This is a genomic window from Agrobacterium sp. 719_389 (assembly GCF_900188475.1).
In the GTDB taxonomy this organism is placed as follows: domain Bacteria; phylum Pseudomonadota; class Alphaproteobacteria; order Rhizobiales; family Rhizobiaceae; genus Agrobacterium; species Agrobacterium radiobacter.
On sequence record NZ_FYEM01000012.1, the window covers coordinates 75,576 to 94,687 of the forward strand.

Annotated in this window: 17 protein-coding genes; 9 read left to right on the forward strand and 8 right to left on the reverse strand. The window is 60.4% G+C overall.

Annotated features, from left to right (window positions below; translation table 11 throughout):
- Window positions 1–17: 17 nt before the first annotated feature.
- The 3 genes from CFB10_RS20520 to CFB10_RS20530 all read right to left on the reverse strand — a co-directional run bounded on the left by CFB10_RS20520 (window position 18) and on the right by CFB10_RS20530 (window position 5,856).
- A complete protein-coding gene (locus CFB10_RS20520; protein WP_026363423.1) occupies window positions 18–1,430 on the reverse strand; it encodes an FAD-binding oxidoreductase in 1,413 nt (470 codons plus the stop codon).
- A 134-nt stretch (window positions 1,431–1,564) separates the two neighbouring features.
- Window positions 1,565–4,711: an efflux RND transporter permease subunit gene (locus tag CFB10_RS20525; RefSeq protein ID WP_020009326.1), complete on the reverse strand. Its 3,147-nt coding sequence runs from the start codon at window positions 4,709–4,711 to the stop codon at window positions 1,565–1,567.
- Window positions 4,708–5,856 (reverse strand): efflux RND transporter periplasmic adaptor subunit, encoded by a 1,149-nt coding sequence (locus CFB10_RS20530; RefSeq protein WP_020009325.1) that lies wholly within the window; start codon window positions 5,854–5,856, stop codon window positions 4,708–4,710. The genes CFB10_RS20525 and CFB10_RS20530 overlap by 4 nt, the downstream gene beginning before the upstream one ends.
- A gap of 224 nt (window positions 5,857–6,080) precedes the next feature.
- Here CFB10_RS20530 and CFB10_RS20535 point away from each other — a divergent pair, with 224 nt between their 5' ends.
- From CFB10_RS20535 to CFB10_RS20555, 5 genes are all read left to right on the forward strand, one after another.
- A complete protein-coding gene (locus CFB10_RS20535) occupies window positions 6,081–6,491 on the forward strand; it encodes a carboxymuconolactone decarboxylase family protein (protein WP_020009324.1) in 411 nt (136 codons plus the stop codon).
- A 100-nt stretch (window positions 6,492–6,591) separates the two neighbouring features.
- Window positions 6,592–9,066, forward strand: coding sequence for an ATP-dependent helicase (locus tag CFB10_RS20540; protein WP_020009323.1), 2,475 nt, complete (start codon window positions 6,592–6,594; stop codon window positions 9,064–9,066).
- Window positions 9,067–9,170: 104 nt separating this feature from the next.
- On the forward strand, window positions 9,171–9,983 hold the full coding sequence (locus CFB10_RS20545; protein WP_020009322.1) for a glycosyltransferase family 25 protein: 813 nt from the start codon (window positions 9,171–9,173) through the stop codon (window positions 9,981–9,983).
- A gap of 271 nt (window positions 9,984–10,254) precedes the next feature.
- On the forward strand, window positions 10,255–10,737 hold the full coding sequence (locus tag CFB10_RS20550) for a DMT family transporter (protein ID WP_020009321.1): 483 nt from the start codon (window positions 10,255–10,257) through the stop codon (window positions 10,735–10,737).
- Complete coding sequence (locus CFB10_RS20555) at window positions 10,734–11,159, forward strand: DMT family transporter (RefSeq protein WP_020009320.1); 426 nt, start codon at window positions 10,734–10,736, stop codon at window positions 11,157–11,159. Before CFB10_RS20550 ends, CFB10_RS20555 begins: the two co-directional genes overlap by 4 nt.
- A 63-nt stretch (window positions 11,160–11,222) precedes the next feature.
- Here CFB10_RS20555 and CFB10_RS20560 read toward each other — a convergent pair whose 3' ends face one another.
- Window positions 11,223–12,494 (reverse strand): DUF2778 domain-containing protein, encoded by a 1,272-nt coding sequence (locus CFB10_RS20560; protein ID WP_020009319.1) that lies wholly within the window; start codon window positions 12,492–12,494, stop codon window positions 11,223–11,225.
- Window positions 12,495–12,950: 456 nt separating this feature from the next.
- Between CFB10_RS20560 and pncA the strand changes: the two genes are divergently transcribed.
- Window positions 12,951–13,577, forward strand: a complete 627-nt coding sequence (gene pncA / locus CFB10_RS20565; protein WP_020009318.1) for a bifunctional nicotinamidase/pyrazinamidase — start codon at window positions 12,951–12,953, stop codon at window positions 13,575–13,577.
- 45 nt (window positions 13,578–13,622) lie between these two features.
- Here pncA and CFB10_RS20570 read toward each other — a convergent pair whose 3' ends face one another.
- Window positions 13,623–13,859: a DUF2164 domain-containing protein gene (locus tag CFB10_RS20570; RefSeq protein WP_020009317.1), complete on the reverse strand. Its 237-nt coding sequence runs from the start codon at window positions 13,857–13,859 to the stop codon at window positions 13,623–13,625.
- 179 nt (window positions 13,860–14,038) lie between these two features.
- On the opposite strand from CFB10_RS20570, the gene CFB10_RS20575 reads away from it, so the two are divergent.
- Both CFB10_RS20575 and CFB10_RS20580 read left to right on the forward strand, forming a co-directional pair.
- A complete protein-coding gene (locus CFB10_RS20575) occupies window positions 14,039–14,758 on the forward strand; it encodes an AzlC family ABC transporter permease (protein ID WP_020009316.1) in 720 nt (239 codons plus the stop codon).
- The gene (locus CFB10_RS20580) at window positions 14,755–15,069 is read left to right on the forward strand and encodes an AzlD family protein (RefSeq protein WP_020009315.1); all 315 of its coding nucleotides are present in this window, start codon (window positions 14,755–14,757) and stop codon (window positions 15,067–15,069) included. The genes CFB10_RS20575 and CFB10_RS20580 overlap by 4 nt, the downstream gene beginning before the upstream one ends.
- Here CFB10_RS20580 and CFB10_RS20585 read toward each other — a convergent pair.
- Window positions 15,066–16,907 carry an aminopeptidase P family protein gene (locus CFB10_RS20585; RefSeq protein WP_020009314.1) on the reverse strand — a complete coding sequence of 614 codons (1,842 nt, stop codon included), beginning with the start codon at window positions 16,905–16,907 and terminating at the stop codon, window positions 15,066–15,068. The genes CFB10_RS20580 and CFB10_RS20585 overlap by 4 nt on opposite strands.
- A gap of 293 nt (window positions 16,908–17,200) precedes the next feature.
- Between CFB10_RS20585 and CFB10_RS24090 the strand changes: the two genes are divergently transcribed.
- Window positions 17,201–17,374 carry a hypothetical protein gene (locus tag CFB10_RS24090; RefSeq protein WP_020009313.1) on the forward strand — a complete coding sequence of 58 codons (174 nt, stop codon included), beginning with the start codon at window positions 17,201–17,203 and terminating at the stop codon, window positions 17,372–17,374.
- A gap of 146 nt (window positions 17,375–17,520) precedes the next feature.
- On the opposite strand, the gene CFB10_RS20595 is transcribed toward CFB10_RS24090, so the two are convergent.
- Together CFB10_RS20595 and sco are read right to left on the reverse strand one after the other, a co-directional pair.
- Window positions 17,521–18,399, reverse strand: coding sequence for a 50S ribosomal protein L11 methyltransferase (locus tag CFB10_RS20595; protein WP_020009312.1), 879 nt, complete (start codon window positions 18,397–18,399; stop codon window positions 17,521–17,523).
- A gap of 80 nt (window positions 18,400–18,479) precedes the next feature.
- The gene (gene sco / locus CFB10_RS20600) at window positions 18,480–19,088 is read right to left on the reverse strand and encodes a cytochrome oxidase assembly protein Sco (protein WP_020009311.1); all 609 of its coding nucleotides are present in this window, start codon (window positions 19,086–19,088) and stop codon (window positions 18,480–18,482) included.
- Between the last annotated feature and the right edge of the window lie 24 nt (window positions 19,089–19,112).

A 19,112-nucleotide genomic window follows, 5' to 3' on the forward strand; every position in this document is an offset into this window, starting at 1 on the left:
ATCAATTGTGAGGATGATCAGACAAGCCGGAACAACTTGCCCGGATTGAAGATATTATCCGGATCGAGCGACGTTTTGATGGCGCGCATCACATCCAGTGCATTGCCGGCCTCTTCGGCAAGGAAACTCATCTTGCCCTGGCCGATACCGTGTTCGCCGGTGCAGGTGCCGTCCATGGCGATGGCGCGGCGGTTGAGACGGGCGACAAAGGCTTCGGTCTTCGCGACGCTTTCGGCATCCTTGCCATCAAACAGAATAAGGACGTGGAAGTTCCCGTCACCCGCATGACCGACGATCGGCGCGAGAAAACCGTTGTCCTCAATATCCCGCTGCGTTTCCACCACGCAGTCGGCAAGGCGCGAAATCGGCACGCAGACATCGGTGGACAGCCCATCAAGATGCGGCGCGAGCGCCCGGGACGCCCAATAGGCGTCATGACGCGCTTTCCAGAGCTTGTTGCGCTCGGCGGCATCGCTCGTCCAGCGGAAATCGATGCTGCCGCATTCGGCCGCGATCTCGGCAAACTGCTGCGATTGCAGCGCCGCCGTCTCCTCGGTGCCGTGGAACTCCACGAACAGCGTCGGTCTTTCCGCATAGTTCAGGCCGGAATAGGCGTTGCACGCCCGCACCTGCACCTCGTCAAGCAATTCGATGCGAGCTACCGGAACGCCCATCTGGATCGTCATGATGACGGCATCGCAGGCCGCCTTGATCGTGTCGAAGGTGCAGACACCGCCGGCGATCTTTTCCGGAATGCCCTGAAGCCGCAGCGTCACGGAGGTGATGACGCCAAGCGTCCCCTCGGCCCCCACGAAAAGCCGCGTCAGGTCGTAACCGGCGGAAGACTTGCGGGCGCGGCGAGCCGTGCGGATTTCCTCGCCATTGGCGACAACAGCGGTGACGGCCAGCACATTGTCCTTCATCGTGCCATAACGAACGGCGTTGGTACCGGAGGCGCGCGTCGAGGCCATGCCGCCGATCGAGGCATTGGCGCCCGGATCGATCGGGAAGAACAGGCCGGTATCACGCAGATAAACGTTGAGGTCCTCACGCGTAACACCCGGCTCCACCGTCACGTCAAGATCTTCGGCATTCACCTCAATGATGCGATTCATCCGGCTGAAATCGATGCAGATTCCGCCGTTGGGCGCATTGACCTGCCCTTCAAGTGAAGACCCCGTTCCGAAGGGAATGACCGGAACCTTGTATTGGGCGCAGGCCTTCACAACAGCTTTCACATCATCGGCGCTTTCGGCAAAAACGACTCCGTCAGGCGCCTGCAGGGTCAGATAGGTGGTGGTGTGGCCATGTTGCTCGCGAAACGCCTGGCCCGTCTGGACCTTGTCGCCGAGCTGCTGCTTCAGCACCGCGAGCGCAGACGCAATGCCCTCTTCATTCCGCTCACCCGCCACAACGTCTTTCAGCGCCATCATCCATCTCCACCGCAACATCTGCCCGTAACGGATTCGATCCGTTACGAAATTCCGTCAGGTGGTATGGGATAAGGTTAACGCTTTGTCCAGCATCGCGATTGCGCCGAATGTGGTTTGGCGACAACCCCACCTTATTCCGCTGCGAGCAACGGCTTGTCCTCCTCCAGCGCCTTGCGGCGGGCGGCAAGTTCGAGTTCGCGGTGGAGGCGGATTTCCTCATCCGCCTGCGGCTTGGCAAAGCGGGCGATGAGCAGATAGGAGACCGGCGTGATGTAAAGCGTCACCAGCGTCGCGAAACCGAGACCGCCGACGATGACCCAGCCGAGCGCGATGCGCGCTTCCGCGCCCGCGCCCTGCGCCAGCACCAGCGGCACGCCGCCAAGAATGGTGGCGATCATCGTCATCATGACAGGGCGCAGGCGGATGCTGGTGGCCTTTTCGATGGCTTCCCGCACGGTCGCACCCTGATCGCGCAGATGGTTGGCGAATTCCACGATGAGGATGCCGTTTTTGGCCATCACGCCAACAAGCAGCACGAGACCGATCTGGCTGTAAACATTGAGGCTGGAACCGGTAACCAGCAGCGCGATGACGGCGCAGGCAAGGCCGAGCGGCACCGTCGTCATGATGATGACCGAACTCAGGACGCTTTCGAACTGCGCGGCGAGCACGAGGAAGATGATGACGATCGCGAAACCGAAGGTCAGCAACATGCCGCTGGAATTCTCCTCAAGCGTCGCCGCCTCACCAAGAGGCAGCAGGCGCGCGCCGGGCGGCAGGACGGATTGCGAAAGCTCATTCACCTTTTCCAGGGCCTGGCCGAGCGAAACGCCGTCCTTCAGGTTGGCCGTGAAGCCGACGGAGGGCAATTGCTGCTCGCGGTTGAGCTGCGGCGCAACCGCATTTTCCTTCAGCGAAGCGATGACCGACATCGGCACGATCTTGCCGTCGCCCGTTTTCAGGAAGACATTTTCAAGATCGGTCGGATCGTTGATCGGCCGGGTGGAGGACAGGAGCCGCACCGGGATTGCATCGCCATCGACGAAAACGTCAACGACCGAGCGTCCTTCGAGCAGCGACTGCATGGCGCGTGAGAGCCCGGTGATATCGATGCCGAGATCGGAGGCGCGCTCGCGGTCGATCGAAACGGAAAGCTGCGCCTGATTGGGCTCATTGTCGAAACGCGGCGTATCGAACAGGCCACTTTCCTCCATGGAAAGCAGCAGTTTCTGCGTCGCCGCCGTCAGCGCCGCATAATTGCTGCCGACCATCGCCATCTGCAAACCGTTACCGGCGCCACGAATACGCAGGCTGTTCGGCTGCATTGCACTGCCGCGCAGCGCCGGCACCTTGTTGGCGGCGGAAGTGACGTCAGCGGCGATCTGGTTCTGGGTGCGCTCGCGGTCGGCCCATGGGGCGAGCGTCAGCACCATGAAACCGGTATTGGAGGAACCGTTCATGCCGGTGATGGAATAGATATTGCGGATTTCACCACTGTCGCGCAGCGGCTGCAGGTTTTCCTCAATGCGCTGCAGCTGGTCGCGGGTATATTCGAGACTGACGCCCTGCGGCGCGGTGACCCGCATCATGATCGAGGCACGGTCCTCGCGCGGCGTCAGCTCGTTCTGGATCATACCGAACGCAATCCACGACAGGCCCGAGAAGATCAGCGCCACGATAATCACGATCAGCGGATTGTTCAGGCAAGCGGAGAGCGTTGACTTGTAGGTGGAGGCAAAGACATTGCCGAACCAGGCGAGCGGTCCGGTCGGTTCCTTCAACCCCTCCTTCAGCATGCGGGAAGCCAGCATCGGGCAGAGCGTCAGCGCCACGATGGAAGACAGGCCCACGGCGAAGGCCAGCACGAAACCGAATTCGCGGAACAGGCCGCCCAGCTGACCCGGCAGGAAGGAGAGCGGGATGAAGACGGCCGCAAGCGTCGCCGTCGTTGCGATGACGGCGAAAAAAACTTCCTGCGTGCCGAGAACGGCAGCGGCCCGCGGCCCCATGCCTTCCGCCCGGCGGCGCACGATATTTTCCAGCACCACGATGGCGTCATCGACCACCAGACCGGTGGCAAGAACGATGGCAAGAAGCGTCAGAATATTGACCGAGAAGCCGACCATGTAGATGGCGACAATGGTGCCGATCAGCGCCACCGGCATGGTAATCGCCGGAATGAGGGTGGCGCGCCAGTCGCGCAGAAAGAGATAAAGCACAACGACGACGATGATCGCCGAAAGCCCGAGCGCCAGCTCGACTTCGTGCAGCGCGCCCTCGATGAAGACGGCGTCGTCGCTGGTGACGATGATGCGTGTACCATCAGGCAGATTGGCGGACATGGCATCGACGGCGGCCTTCACGCCGGTGGAAATATTGAGCGTGTTGGACTGCGCCTGCCGGATGACGCCAAGACCGACACCCTGCACGCCATTGGATCGCAGCGAGGTGGATTCGTCATCCGCACCGAGCATGACTGTCGCCACATCGCGAAGGCGGATATTGTTCTTGATGAGGAGGTTGGAAAAATCCTCGGGCTTCGTCAGGCTCGCCGTGGCGCGCACGACGATGTCCTGCGTCGTGCTTTTCAGCGATCCCGCCGGCACGTCGAGTGCCGCGCTGGCCAGCGCGTTGGAAACATCGGTGACGGTCAGACCACGGCTGGCGAGTGCTGCCTGATTGAGATCGACGCGAAAAACCTTTTCCTGATCTCCGTAAAGCTCGACATCGGCAACGCCGTCGACAGCAGCCAGGCGGTCGATGATCTCGTCATCCACCAGCTTGGTCAGATCTTCCATGCTGAGCGTCGACGAGGTGACGGCAAGACGCATGATCGGCTGGCTGTCGGAATCCGCCTTGATGATCTGCGGCTCGTCGGCATCGTCGGGCAGCTGATTGGTAACGCGGCCGATGGCGTCACGCACATCGTTGGCCGCAACGGCCATGTCGACATTGTCACCAAATTCCATCGTCACGCGGCTGGTGCCGAATTGCGAGTTGGAAGCGATGGATTTGATGCCGCTGACACGCGCCACCGCACCTTCGATGGTCTGTGTCACTTCCTGGTCGATCGTCTCAGGCGCAGCACCTTCATAGGTGGTCCTGACGCTGATCGACGGCCGGTCGACGTCAGGCAATTCGCGCACCTCGACGCCAACCAGAGCGGCGAGACCAGCGACGACCAGCAGCGTGTTGAGGACCGCCGCCAGAATAGGCCGGCGCACGAACAATGCGGTGAAAGCGAGCTTGGAATCCTGACCGGAAGGCGGCTGCGTCATTGGCTTGCGATCTCCTCCGGCTTCGGCTGTTCGCCGACGCGGACAGCACCGCCTTCACGCACGCGCTGCAGGCCCTCGATGACGACCGGCTCGCCTTCCGCCAGCTCCGCCTTGACGAGAACCGCATCGGGGTTGCGCTGCACGATCTGTACGCGAACCTTATTCGATTTGTTGTCGGTGACGCGCCAGACATAGGAGCCTTCCGCATCCCACTGCACGGCCAGAGGATCGACCGAAGCATAGGTCTCCCCGGCAAAACGCATGGTGACGCCAAAGGACATGCCGGCCCTTAGCTCGTCCTTCTCGTTACCGAACTTCGCCCGGATGCGGATCGTGCGGCTTGCCTCATCGACACGGTTGTCGACCGCTTCGATTTCGCCCTTGAAGGTTTCGCCGGGACGCGAAATGGAGGTCGCCTCCACCGGCATTCCCACCTTGATCACGGTTGCAAACCGCTCGGGCGCCCAGAAATTTACGAGGATTTCCGACCGGTCGTCGATGCTGACGATGGTTGACTGCGTGGTGACGTTATCGCCAATATTGGCGGCGACGATACCGGCCACGCCCTCAATCGGCGCGACAATGTCACGACGCCTGAGATTGAGTTCGGCGGTGCTGAGCGCCAGCTTGGCGGATTCTTCGGCAATCTGCGCATCCATCACATCGAGGCGGGAAACGGATTTGAGGTTCTTGTAGGAACTGGATTTTTCAATCGCGCTGCGCAGCGCGACCTGCGCCTTGTCGCGTTCGATCACCTGCTCTTCGTCATCGAGCCGCGCAAGCACCTGCCCCTTCACGACGCGTGCGCCGGCGGCCGTGCGGATTTCTGAAAGCGTGCCGGAGGTCTGCGGCATAACGACAACCGACTGGATCGCCTGGCCGTTGCCGATTGCGTTCAGCCGGTCATTGACCGTGCCTTTTTTCACCGGAGCCGTCACCACCAGGGTGGCGTTGCCGTTGCGCCGCGAACCAGCATTCTGACCTGTGGGCGAACCGGCCGCTGCGACCTCTATCGCGCCTGCCGGCGTTTTGCCGAGCCGGATGCTGGCGAGCACATTGCGGGCGTCGGGCGAATAAAAGCCCCAGAGACAGAGCCCTGCCCCCACCACGGCCAGACTGACACCCACCTGTTTCCAGACCCGCATATAGTTCTCCGGTTGATCATCGCAGCATAAACCAGCCCCTGAAGCGAAGGCTTTGGGACAGCAGCAGTATTCCCCCTCGTTTAGAACGAGGCAACGCACAAATCCGTTTCTTACGTAATTGTAATTTGTGATGGATTCTCGTCGAACACACGACGAGGGCCATTTTTATCGCAAATATTCTTCAGCGCGGTAATCTGCCCCCAGGAAAAGAGCCGGAGAAAGCCATGAGCACCGTCACGAAAGCACAAAATCCCGAAGCCGATCCGCGCGTGAAGTCGGTGTTTGACGACATCCGCACCACCCGCAAATCTGACTTCATCAACAATATGTGGCTCTACCTTGCCTTCGATCCTGATCTTCTGGAAAAGACATGGGCCGAGGTCAAGGCGGTGATGGCGACACCTTCGGCGCTCGACCCCGTGGTCAAGGAAATGCTTTACATCGCGGTGTCCGTCACCAATGGCTGCTCCTATTGCGCCCATTCCCACACGGCCGCCGCCAAAGCCAAGGGCATGACGGGCGAACAGCACGCCGATCTCCTGCGGGTCATCGCGCTGGCCGCCAAGACCAACCAGCTTGCGGTGGCGCTGCAAGTCCCGGTGGATGCCGCTTTTGACACTGACAGGCAGGCATGATGCAAAAAATGCCTTGGAATAGGCGTTTTGACCGACGATACCGGAATAAAAGCAGAACGCGGTTCTGGCCTTTATATCCCGAATCACTACATTGGGCCGCATGAGCAACAGTTTCGACGATATGCCGTTCTTCGATGAAGAACCCGTGACGCCGCGCAGGGCGACGAATAATGCAGGCGCGGAAAGCGGCGGCGGGCTCGGCATTGCCGCCCGCGCCATGGCTGCGCGCGATCAGACGCGTGCCGCGCCCGATTATCTTTCCGGCCTCAACCCCGAACAGCGCGATGCCGTGGAAACGCTTGACGGACCCGTTCTCGTCCTCGCCGGCGCCGGCACGGGCAAGACCCGCGTTCTGACGACCCGCATCGCCCATATTCTCGCAACCGGCCGCGCCTATCCCAGCCAGATCCTTGCCGTGACCTTCACCAACAAGGCGGCCCGCGAGATGAAGGAACGTATCGGCGTTCTGGTCGGCGGCGCTGTCGAGGGCATGCCCTGGCTCGGCACCTTCCACTCCATCGGCGTCAAGCTTCTGCGCCGCCATGCCGAACTCGTCGGCCTGAAATCGGATTTCACCATCCTCGATACGGACGACGTGGTGCGGCTGATCAAGCAGCTTATCCAGGCCGAAGGTCTTGATGACAAGCGCTGGCCCGCCAAGCAATTCGCCGGCATGATCGACGGCTGGAAGAACAAGGGGCTGACCCCGCCGGATATTCCCGAGGGTGACAGCCGCGCTTTCGCCAATGGCAAGGGCCGCGAACTTTACACCGCCTATCAGAACCGGTTGAAAACGCTGAACGCCTGCGACTTCGGCGATCTTCTGATGCACCCGATCAGCATCTTCCGCCGCCACACGGATATTCTGAAGGAGTATCACCAGAAGTTCCGTTACATTCTGGTGGACGAATATCAGGACACCAATACGGCGCAATATATGTGGCTCAGGCTTCTCGCGCAGCGCGCCAAGGGTGAGCCGCAGAACGTCTGCTGCGTCGGTGACGACGACCAGTCGATCTATGGCTGGCGCGGCGCGGAAGTGGACAATATCCTGCGCTTCGACAAGGATTTTCCCGGCGCCAAGGTCATCAAGCTCGAACGCAACTACCGCTCCACCGAGCATATTCTCGGCGCAGCCGGCCATCTCATCGCCCATAATGAGGGCCGCCTCGGCAAGACGCTGTTCACCGAGCGCAGCAGCCCTGACGATGAAAAGGTGGTGGTGCATGCCGCCTGGGATTCCGAGGAGGAAGCCCGCGCCGTCGGCGAGGAAATCGAACAACTTCAGCGCAAGAACCACAAGCTGAACGATATGGCCATCCTCGTTCGCGCCTCCTTCCAGATGCGCGAATTCGAAGACCGTTTCGTGACACTCGGCCTCAATTACCGCGTCATCGGCGGCCCGCGCTTTTATGAGCGTCTCGAAATCCGCGACGCCATGGCCTATTTCCGCCTCGTCTGCCAGCCGGCCGACGATCTCGCCTTCGAGCGGATCGTCAATACACCGAAACGCGGCCTCGGCGATACGACCATCCGCAACCTGCACGACTATGCCCGCGCCCGCGATATCCCGATGCTGGCAGCAGCGGCCGACATCATTGAGACCGACGAGCTGAAACCGAAGGCCCGCAAGGCGCTGTTCGATGTGGTGCAGGATTTCCGCCGCTGGCAGGGCCTCTTGGAAAACACCGAACACACCACGCTTGCCGAGCAGATCCTCGACGAAAGCGGCTATACCGCCATGTGGCAGGCCGACAAGACGGCCGAAGCGCCCGGACGCCTTGAGAACCTCAAGGAACTCATTCGCTCGATGGAAGCCTTCGAGAGCATGCGCGGTTTCCTCGAGCATGTCGCGCTCGTCATGGATGCCGAGCAGAACGAAAATCTCGATGCCGTCTCGATCATGACGCTGCATTCCGCCAAGGGTCTGGAATTCGACACCGTCTTCCTGCCCGGCTGGGAAGAGGGCCTCTTCCCGCACCAGCGGGCGCTGGACGAAGGCGGTCGCTCCGGTCTGGAGGAAGAACGTCGTCTTGCCTATGTCGGCATCACCCGCGCCAAGAAGCTCTGCCATATCTGGTTCGTCTCGAACCGCCGCATTCACGGGCTGTGGCAATCCACCCTGCCCTCGCGTTTCCTTGATGAACTGCCGCCCGCCCATGTGGATGTCGCGGCATCCGACAGCAATTACGGCGGTTATGGTGGGCGCGGCGGCTACGGCCAGTCGCGTTTCGACAAGGCCGACCCCTTCACCAACAACTATTCCACCCCCGGCTGGAAACGCGCGCAGCAGAACCGCAGCGACGCCACCCGCGACAATTGGGGCACCCGCTCCGGCCATGCGGTGGAGCGGATCGGTTACGGCGAGAGTGGCCCGCGCACCCGTACGATAGAGGGCGAGCTGGTGGCAAAATCCGTCGCGGACAAACCGTCGAAATTCTTTGTCGGCGACCGCGTCTTCCATCTCAAATTCGGCAACGGCAATATTTCCGCCATAGAAGGCAACAAGCTGACGATCGACTTCGATCGCGCCGGCCAGAAGCGAGTGCTGGATGGATTTGTGGAAAAGGTTTGATTCGACAACTATGAGTGCCCGCAGACCGCTTTTTCCGTAGCCCACGTCATGCCGTTGCAATAAAGGAGTTGCAATGGGGATGTGAAAACCGGGTGAGGACTGCTTTGCATATATTACCGAAAAGCCAGCGCAAGCTTGCGGTTTTCCTGATCAACATGGACAGCGCCACCAAGCGTCTCGCGGATATGAACGCGCGCCTTGACGCCATGGGGCTGAAGGCGGAGCGCGTCCCCGGCGTCAATGGCAGGGAACTGAATTATCCGATCCCGGAATTCAGTGAGATTTCCTACATGCTCATGCATGGCCGCCGAACCTCTCCACCGGAGATCGGCTGCTATCTCAGCCATGTCGCCTGCGCCCAAAAATTCATGGAAGGCGACGCCGATATAGCACTCATCCTCGAGGATGACGTGGTCTTCGATAATGATTTTCTCAACGCCGTCGATGAGGCGGTGCTAAACGGCAGCGACTGGGATCTGCTGCGGCTGACGACAGTCAGCAATGGCCGGAAATTTCCGTTCCGCCCGCTTTCCAACGGTCGCTCGCTCGCCATTGCGATCACGCGGGAAAAAGGGTCTGGAGCCTATCTCGTCAACCGCCGCGCCGGAAAATGGATATCGAAACTGATCCCCATGCGGCTCGCATACGACATCGCATTCGATCTGGAATATCTCGCTGGCCTCAAGGCCGCCTTCATCTACCCGCTTTGCGCCACCCAGGATGCGGACGGGGAAAGCCAAATCCAGAACAATCTGCGCATTTACCGCCTTCCGCGCTGGCGCTATTTCACCGTCCTGCCCTATCGCGCCTTTCTGGAAACCAGTCGTTTCCTGCTGCGCGGCATCCGCTTCGCCATAGCGAAGGCGAAGGTGGTTATGGGAGGCGGCAAGGGCAAGACCGCTCCAGCCGCTCATTGAATTATCTATCTTACACTTCGCCGGGCGTGAATCCGACAAGATAGACGGCCGCGACCACGGCTGCGAGAACGAAAATCGAAATGACGAAAATCGTCATCCGGCTCAATGGTTTGCGTGTCGTTTTCTTCATGGTGGAATAATGCGCGGCAGGGTGGCTTGTTCCGCAACGCACAGGATAATGTCGCGTGAAGTAGCAAAGCGGCGCAATTCGATTCCGCTTCAGGTACATATCGGCTAAAGCTCGGGTTCCTCTTCAGCTTTCCGGCCCGCCATGACAGACACGACGCATCCTCGCCTCAACCCGCTGCATCTTGCCGCCGCTTTCGCCAGCGGCTGCCTTTTGACATTGATGGTGCATTTCAACGGTCAGCTTGCCCATTACGGCAACGCGCTTTTTTCCTCCTGGACAGCGCATGGAACCGGCACGGTGGCCGCCCTGATCTATCTCGCCATCATGCGCCCGAAGAAAGATCCCGCAGCACCGGCAAAACCGAAAGCGCCGCTCTGGGCTTATTGCGGCGGGGTGGTGGGTGCCGCCATCGTCATCCTCACCTCCACCGCCGTCAATTCGCCGCTGGCGCTTTCCGGCACCATTGCGCTTGGGCTTGGCGGACAGGTGATCTTCAGCCTCCTGGCTGATCTTTTCGGCCTCTTCGGCCTGCCCAGAAGAAAGCCGGACCTGCGGGACATGGCGGCGGTGGCGCTGATCCTGTGCGGCAGCGCGCTTATCATCCTTGTGGGGAGAACGGCATGATACTCTGGATCGCCATGGCCTTTACAGGCGGCGTCTTCGTGGCGCTGAGCCGCCAGATCAACGGCCGCCTCAGCCTGTCGAACTCGCCGCTCATCGCCTCCTTCTGGAACCACATTGTCGGTTTTGGTGTGCTGACCGTCATAGGCCTCATCGTCGGCGGCCTCATTCCGCCGGGCGCGGCCGATGCGCCATGGCTCGCCTTTATCGGCGGCCCGATCGGGGTCGTCTTCATCGCTTCGGGAAGCTGGCTCATCCCGCGCATCGGCGCGGTCAATACCGCCCTTCTGGTCATCAGCGGCCAGATGGTTTCAGGCGTGGTTCTTGATCTTTTCAGCGATCATCCACCGAAAATCTGGGCAAGCGCACTTGGGATTCTGCTGATCCTGGCCGGCATGATGCTGACACAGCGGCGCAGTCGCTAAAGCATTTTCAGTAAAAATGCGCAGCGGTTTTACGTCCAGAAAATGCGTAGAACTTAAGAAAGCTCAGGAGTCGCTGCCGCGCGAGAACATGCCGATCAGGGTCTTGCCACCGCTTTTACCGCCGCTGCTGGCAAGTGTCGGCCGGTTGCCGTTCAGCTTCGGCACCACCACCATGCGCTTGACTTCGCCGCGCTTGAAGGCCGCAAGGAAGCGCGAATAATCACGGAATACAACGCAGCCATTCGATTCGCCGCGTTTCGCCAGCATGTAGGTGTGCGCCAGAAGACCGTCGCGGCCGTGCGGGTTGACGCCGTTTTCCGGTGTCAGGCGAATGGCTTCGACTCCGTGGAACCGCGCCTCGCGCATCGTCAGACGATAGCTGGAGGGCGGCGTCGAACCGCGCATTCTCACATGCACGTAATCGGGGTTGTCGCGCATCTTGCCGATGCCGGAATGTGCTTCCAGCTTCTCGCCGTTCGGCATGTGCACGACACCGGAGGAAATATCGTAGATCGCCGTGCCGTTGCCGCGATCCGGCCACGGAACCGCATCCATCTTGCTCGGTTCGCGTATCGGATTATCAGGCTTTGCAAAGGCGAGCATGGCGCCGGTGCTCTGCTTGGGCGGCGCAGGTGCGCGCAGGGGAACCGGCGCATCAAAAGCAGGCGCCGAAGCAACCTCGACCCTGGAAGGTGTGGCAGGGCGCGGTGACGGCTCGACCGCCTGAGCCGTCGCGACTTCAGGACGGAAACTCGGCAGCGGCACATCATCGGGCAGCAGGCTGCTTGCTTCTTCCTCGATCTGCGGCCGCGCCAGCGCCACTTCAAATGCCGGATGCTGCGGAACGGCGCTCTGATAGGCGACCTCGGAGGTGCGTCCAAGCGCCGAATCGACGATTGCCGAAGGCTTGAGCGCGGCAAGTTCCTTAACGGTTGCCTGCCCTTTCGCGTTCGCTGCCGCGCCGAAGCGCTCGCCGAATTCCTTCGCACCAATCTCGGGCATGATGCCGGCAAGGCGAACAGCCTTCTGCTGGCCGTGGCTATGGTCGCTCAAACGGGAAAACTTGCGGATGTGAATATCTCGCGCGGCCGTGCGAACAATCGCCGTCTCAGCCGAATCGAGCCTCGTCACCAGGGTCTTTTCAAACTGTCCGACACCATGCGAGGCAGCGGCCATGCTATGCAGCGAGGCAAAGGCTGCGACTGCGAAAAGGCTGGCAAAAACGCCGCCGCCGAGAAGCGCGGACATCCGTCCGAGCGAAGAGGATTTGCCTCTCTTGGCGGAAGACGAACCGGTAAAGCCGGCACCATTATAGGCCGCAGCAGAAAACGCCATGATACTCGTTACTCGAACCGTTCACGCATACCCGGCCGACGCCGGAGGGATTTTGGGACATCCGAAGAGCGGGCAGACACCACGCCGGTTTCGGAATTGACTGGCTCGAAGCATGACGAATTATGGTAACCAAAGTGTTTACGAGTCCCTGCAAAAATATTTCGTTAAGGTCTGCGCATTGTAAGGCGAAGGCAAAACAATGACTTGCGCGGGTACTGCGTGCATCCGCACTGCATCGTCCCGGGAAATGCCCCTTAAAGAGGCGTCATCGGCCTTAAAATTTCCGTCGCCGCACTGTCAGGTAAATTCCGACTTGGCCGGAAATTTGCTGCAAATGCGGCAGGACTGCGACAGGGCGAGCCCCTGCCGGAAAGACGCGTGCCTGCAGGATAGGTCGAAAGGGGCTTGATCCGCCAAAGCCGGCTTGGCATCCTGCCCTCAAAAGGGAGGCACATCATGAAGGCGCTGCTGCTCATCGATATCCAGAACGGGTTTTGCCCGGGCGGCAACCTGGCCGTTGCCGATGGCGACCAGGTCGTGCCCATCGCCAATGCCCTGATCGACAATGGCGGTTACGATCTCATCGTCGCCTCGCAGGACTGGCACCCGGAAAATCACGGCAGCTTCGCCTCGCAGCATCCCGGCAAGAAGCCCTTCGACATGGGCGAACTCTCCGGCAAACCGCAAATGATGTGGCCGGACCATTGTGTGCAGGGCACGTCGGATGCGGAATTCCACCCGGATCTGAAGACGGAAAACTTCGATTACATCCAGCAGAAGGGCGAAAACCCCGCCGTCGACAGCTATTCCGCCTTTCGCGACAATGACCAGGGCGCGACGACGGGACTGGCCGACTATCTGAGCCGCCAGGGCGTCACGCAACTCGACGTCTGCGGCCTCGCCACCGATTACTGCGTCAGCTTTTCGGTCCTCGATGCCCTCGACATGCTGCCTGATGTGAAAGTGCGTTTCATCGAAGATGCCAGCCGCGGAATCGATTCCCAGGGCATCAAGGCCGCGATTACCACCATGCGGGAAAAGGGCGCAATCGTTCTCAAAAGCCGCGACATATTGCGGGATTAGGCCCCGTTCCTGTGCTCGTCACAGGGATGAGGAAGGAGAGTGCCGTTACCGCGGCTTCGCCTTCTCCAGCACGTCGATATCGCCCGCCGCATCCTCAAGGCGTCTCAGGATCGCCGCATGCGCATCCCGAAGCCCTTGATTGTAAAACACGTATCCCATTTCTTCGGCCAGAAAATCGACGAATATCTCCGCCTGTAGATGGCCGATCTCGGTTTCGGTCTCACGGGCAAGATAATCCCTGATACGTGCGGCCAGCGCGGCCTTTTCCTGCTTTTCCAGCATCGATCTTCCATCGTCTGACTGTTGAGGTGCGCGGGAAGACGGCGGTGAAGCCGCCCGGCACCGGCCATATGGGGCGATACCGTAACGGAAGCTTCAAGTTAATCAATCGATCCATTCATGCAATTCGTTTGCCAGCCGGCCGGCACGGCGATAGAGCGGCGGGCAAGGAGTTTCCAGACATGTTCAATGCAGATTTTCGCGAGGGATTGAAGAGCGGTTTCCCGATCGCCCTCTCCGCCGCCCCCTTCGGTGCGCTGTTCGGCGCGGTCGCAGTCGATAACGGGCTGAGCGTCACCGAAGCCACGATCATGAGCGGCACCGTCTATGCGGGCGCAAGCCAGCTTGTCGGTATCGAACTGTTCGGCCAGAAGGTTGCACCCTGGCTGATCGTTCTTTCCGTCTTCGCCGTCAATTTCCGCCATATCCTCTATTCGGCTGCCATTGCCCGGATGATCTCGAACTGGTCTTTCCTGCAGAAGGCCGCGGGTTTCTTCGTGCTGGTGGATCCGCAATTCGCCGAATCGGTCAGGAAATACGAGAATACTGGCACGGTGGGCTTTTCCTGGTACATGGGCTTTGCCGCGCCCGTCTATGTGCTGTGGCTGGCCATGACCATCCTCGGCGCATCGCTCGGCAATATGGTCGGCGATCCGAAAGCCATTGGTCTCGATGTGCTGCTGCCGATCTATTTCATGGGCATGGTATTGAGCTTCCGCCAGCGGGAGAATTTCTACCCTGTCATGCTGGCAAGCGCGGTTGGCGCAACGGTTGCCTATCACATCGTCGGTTCACCGTGGCATGTGAGCCTCGGCGCAGTCGCCGGAATTCTCGTCGCGGTCCTTTATCCGCCGAAACCGAACGGCGGGACGAATTCTGAAAGCGGGGTGGAAACGCCATGAGCGATATGCTGCACACCGATACGCTGATCCTGATCGCGCTCGCCGCCATCGCCACCTACCTCACCCGCATCGGCGGTTATGTGCTGATGATGCGGATGAAATCCATCCCGCCGCGCATGGAGGCGGGACTGAACGCCGTTCCGGTCGCGGTTTTGACCACGCTCGTCGCACCCGCCTTTTTTGAAGGCGGATACGAGGTCAAGATCGGCATGGTGGCGGCGCTTCTGGTCTGCCTGCGGTTTCCGGGCCTGACGATGCTGGCCGTCGGCTGGGCCATCGTCATCGCCATCAGGCATTTCGGGCTGCTTTAAGCGACCCGCTCCAATGGCTTCGTGGCGGCAACGAGCCACGCCTTAACCTCCTCGTCGGTGATCAACGGAGAAAGCTTCTCCAGAACCCCGGCGTGATAAGCGTTCAGCCAGTTGAGTTCTTCTTCGGTCAGGAGAGCGGTGACCACCAGCCTGCGGTCGATGGGGCACCAGGTCAGCGTCTCGAAGGAGAACATCGGCTGGTCCCCGCCAGCCACCTCTTCCGCCTCGCGCACATAAATGAGGTTCTCGATGCGGATACCAAAAGCGCCGGGCCGGTAATAGCCCGGCTCGTTCGACAGGATCATGCCGGACAGCAGTTCCTGCGTCGAAAGCCGCGAAATACGCTGCGGGCCCTCATGCACCGAAAGATAGGAGCCGACGCCATGGCCGGTGCCATGGGCGTAATCCGCTCCCGCTTTCCAGAGCGCGATGCGCGCGAGCGGATCGAGGTCGCAACCGCGCGTTCCCTTGGGAAACCGTGCGGTGCTGATGCCGATCATGCCCTTCAGCACCAGTGTGAAGAAACGCTTCTGCTCGTCCGGAACGGCGCCGATAGCAACCGTGCGGGTAATATCAGTGGTGCCGTTGACATATTGCGCACCGGAATCGACGAGAAACATCTCCCCATCAGCAAGTGTGCGGTCGGTATCCGTCGTGACGCGGTAATGGATGATGGCGGCATGTTCGCCGGCGCCTGAAATCGTGTCGAAAGACACGTCCTTGAGCGGGTTTTGCAGCCCCTGCCCCACCTTGACGCGAGCGGCCTCCAGCGCCCTGACGGCGGCGATTTCGGTAACGCTGCCGGGCTGCTGGCGGTCCAGCCAGCAGAGATATTCGACCATGGCCGCCCCATCCTGCACATGGGCGGCTGCCGAGCCGGCCAGCTCCGCCTTGTTCTTGCGCGCGCGCGGCAAGCGGACAGGATCAGCCTCCTCGATCAGGGCGCCACCCGCCGCGGTGATTGCACCTGTCAGCGCCACCGGCGTCAGATCGGCATCGACCATCACCCGCCCCTTGGCGCTGGCAATGGCGTGCAGGCGATCTGCGATCTTCGACGGCGGCAATTGTGTCGCGAGCTGCGCCAGATAGGCCTCGGCCTCGATGCCGGTCTTGCGCTTGTCGAGAAAAATATCCGCCCTGCCATCCGCATAGATGATGGCACGAGCGAGCGGATGCGGCGTATGCGGCACGTCATTGCCGCGAACGTTGAAAATCCAGGCGATGGACGACGGATCAGTAACCAGCAGGGCATCCGCGCCCTTTGCCGAGACCGTTTCCGCCAGCGAGGCGATCTTTTCCTTCGCCAGCTTACCGGTAAAGGCCTCGGGCTGGATAACGACAGGCTCAAGCGGCTCGGATGGACGATCCCGCCACAGGGCATCGAGCGGGTTCTTCTCCAGGAGAACGATCGAGCCGCCCTTGCCGGCAAGCACCTTTTCCAGCCGCTTCAACTCCGCGCCGGTGTGCAGCCACGGATCGATGCCGAGCCGGAAACCCTGTGGCGCATGTTCGGCCAGCCAGACGGAGGGCGGCGCGCCAACCAGATCGCCGCCGCTGAAGACCGATTGATCGACCTGCGACTTCAGCTGCGTCGTATAACGGCCATCGACAAAAACCACCGCCTGCGTGCGTGTCACCAGCGCAATGCCGGCGGAACCGGTAAAGCCGGTCAGCCATGAGAGGCGCTCGGCGCACTCAGGCACATATTCTCCCTGATATTCATCGGCGCGCGGCACCAGAAAACCGTCGATGCCGAGGGCGTCGAAACCGGCGCGCAGCGCCTCGACACGGGCCTTGCCGAATTGTGGCGCGGATTTGTTTTCGAAGGTCTGGAACATGAGCGTCTTTCGGGAACTGTCATGAGAAAAACTGGACGGTCGCGCCATCAAATCATTGGCGCGCAACGACAATGCCATGCGGACAAAGCCGGTTTCAAGCCATATATGACAGATGGGATTGCGGCGATAAATTGTGCATATTTCGCGAAATAAGTAATACTCAAGGCAATATGATATGCGAAAAACGCATATCTACCCTGAGATATCCCCTCTAACCAAACAAAAACACATCGCTTATCTTCAGGGCAACACAGCGAGAGAGACACTCTCCTGGCAAACAAGGATTTGAAGCAATGGCAAAATCTTTCCTCCGCACCGCCTTCGATCGCGTCGTTGAAGCACGCGAGCGTCAGGTCAGCCGCCACGTCAACGCCGCCCTTCTGAACCTCGACGACAAGTCGCTGGAAGCGCTCGGCATGAACCGCGCCGATCTGCGTCGCAAGGCAAATTCCAGCTACGTATTCTGATGACGTCCGGCGCGGCTATCCTCCCTCCACTGCGCCGAACAGGAATACGTCGACCCGCTTGAGCAAGCTCCTCCCATGCTCGCGGGTTCCCAGGCGGCGCGAAAGCGCCGCCTTTTCTTTTGCCCGAAAGGGATGTTGCCGCTGGTTCAGTCCCTGCGCAGATGCAGCGTGACCCAGCCATTGCGCCAGATGGTGCGGACATGGGAAAGCCGGGCGCCATTATAGGCGGAAAGCACCCTCCAGCGCTGCGACGCCAGAATGCCGGACAGGATGACGGTGCCGCCGGGCGCCAGATGCGTGACGAGCTGCGGCGCCATCTTGATGAGCGGCCGGGCCAGAATATTGGCGATGATGAGATCGAACGGGCCGTGCTTGCGGAAGGCGTCCGAATGGAAGCCCGGCGCGGTTTCCAGCGCCAGCCCGGAGACGATACCGTTCAGCCGCACATTCTCCTTCGCCACCTTCACGGCGATGGGGTCGATGTCTGTCGCAAGCACGGGAATAGGACGCATCTTGCGCACCGCAATCGCCAGAACGCCGCTGCCGGTGCCGAGATCCAGCGCATTGCGCACCGTCCGCGCCCGCAGAACTTCCTCTATCATCTCAAGGCAACCTGCCGTCGTTCCATGATGGCCCGTACCGAAAGCTTGCCCCGCCTCGATTTCGATTGCCAGATCGTTCGCCTGCACCTTATCGCGATCATGGGCGCCATACACGATGAAGCGCCCTGCCCTGACCGGCTTCAGCCCCTCGAGCGACTTGGCGATCCAGTCAACGTCAGGAACGGTCTCCTTCTCGATGACGAGACCGGGAAAGGCAGGAGCAAGCAGGGCGCTGACACGCTCGCGGAACTCTTCTTCCTGATCGGCCATGAGATAGACCGAGGCTTCCCAGATATCGCGCTTCTCATCCACCTCGGTGGTGGCGATCGCGACATCCTCCTCGCCGAAATAGTCCGACATGCGATCGAGGATTTCACCCGCCTGGATTTCGGTCGTGGTGACGTAAAGTCGGATTTCGCTCACGGCGGGCTGCTTTCTCTGGCTAATAGTTCTGTGTCTGCCTTTGCCACAAAACCGCAGTCAGTCCAATAAGCCGCGCGTAATTAAACCTTCGTACCCTTCAGAAGATTTTGAAGTTTCTGCTCGGCGACATCGGGATTTTCACCATAGGCAATCGTCCCCGCAAAGCGGCCATTGGCATCGAGCAGGATGACGGACGCCGTGTGATCCATGGTGTAATCGCCATTCGGATCCTTCTCGTCCACCGGCACCTTCTTGGCATAGATGCGGTAACCCTTCAGCGTCTCGGCAATCTTGTCGGCCGGGCCGGTGATGCCCGTGATCCGCTTCGAGACGTTGGAGACATATTGCTGCATGATCTCAGGCGTATCGCGCTCGGGATCGACAGAGACAAAATAGGCCTGCAGCTTGTCGCCGGCCGGGTCCACCTTCTCCATCCAGCCGTTAAGCTCGAACAGGGTTGTAGGGCAGACCTCCGGGCAATGGGTGAAACCGAAGAACAGCGCTGTCGGCTTGCCCTGAAAGGCCTTTTCGGTGATCGGCTGGCCGTTTTGCGCCGTGAGTTGGAAAGGCACGCCATAGGCCGTCTCCACCATTTCATTACGCGTCTTCGTCATTTCGATCGTCAACCAGCTGACGACGCCGGCGAGAACGAGCACGACGGCCCACAATACGATGCGAATATTTCTCATTGTCCAATCCTACCCCGAAAGCCG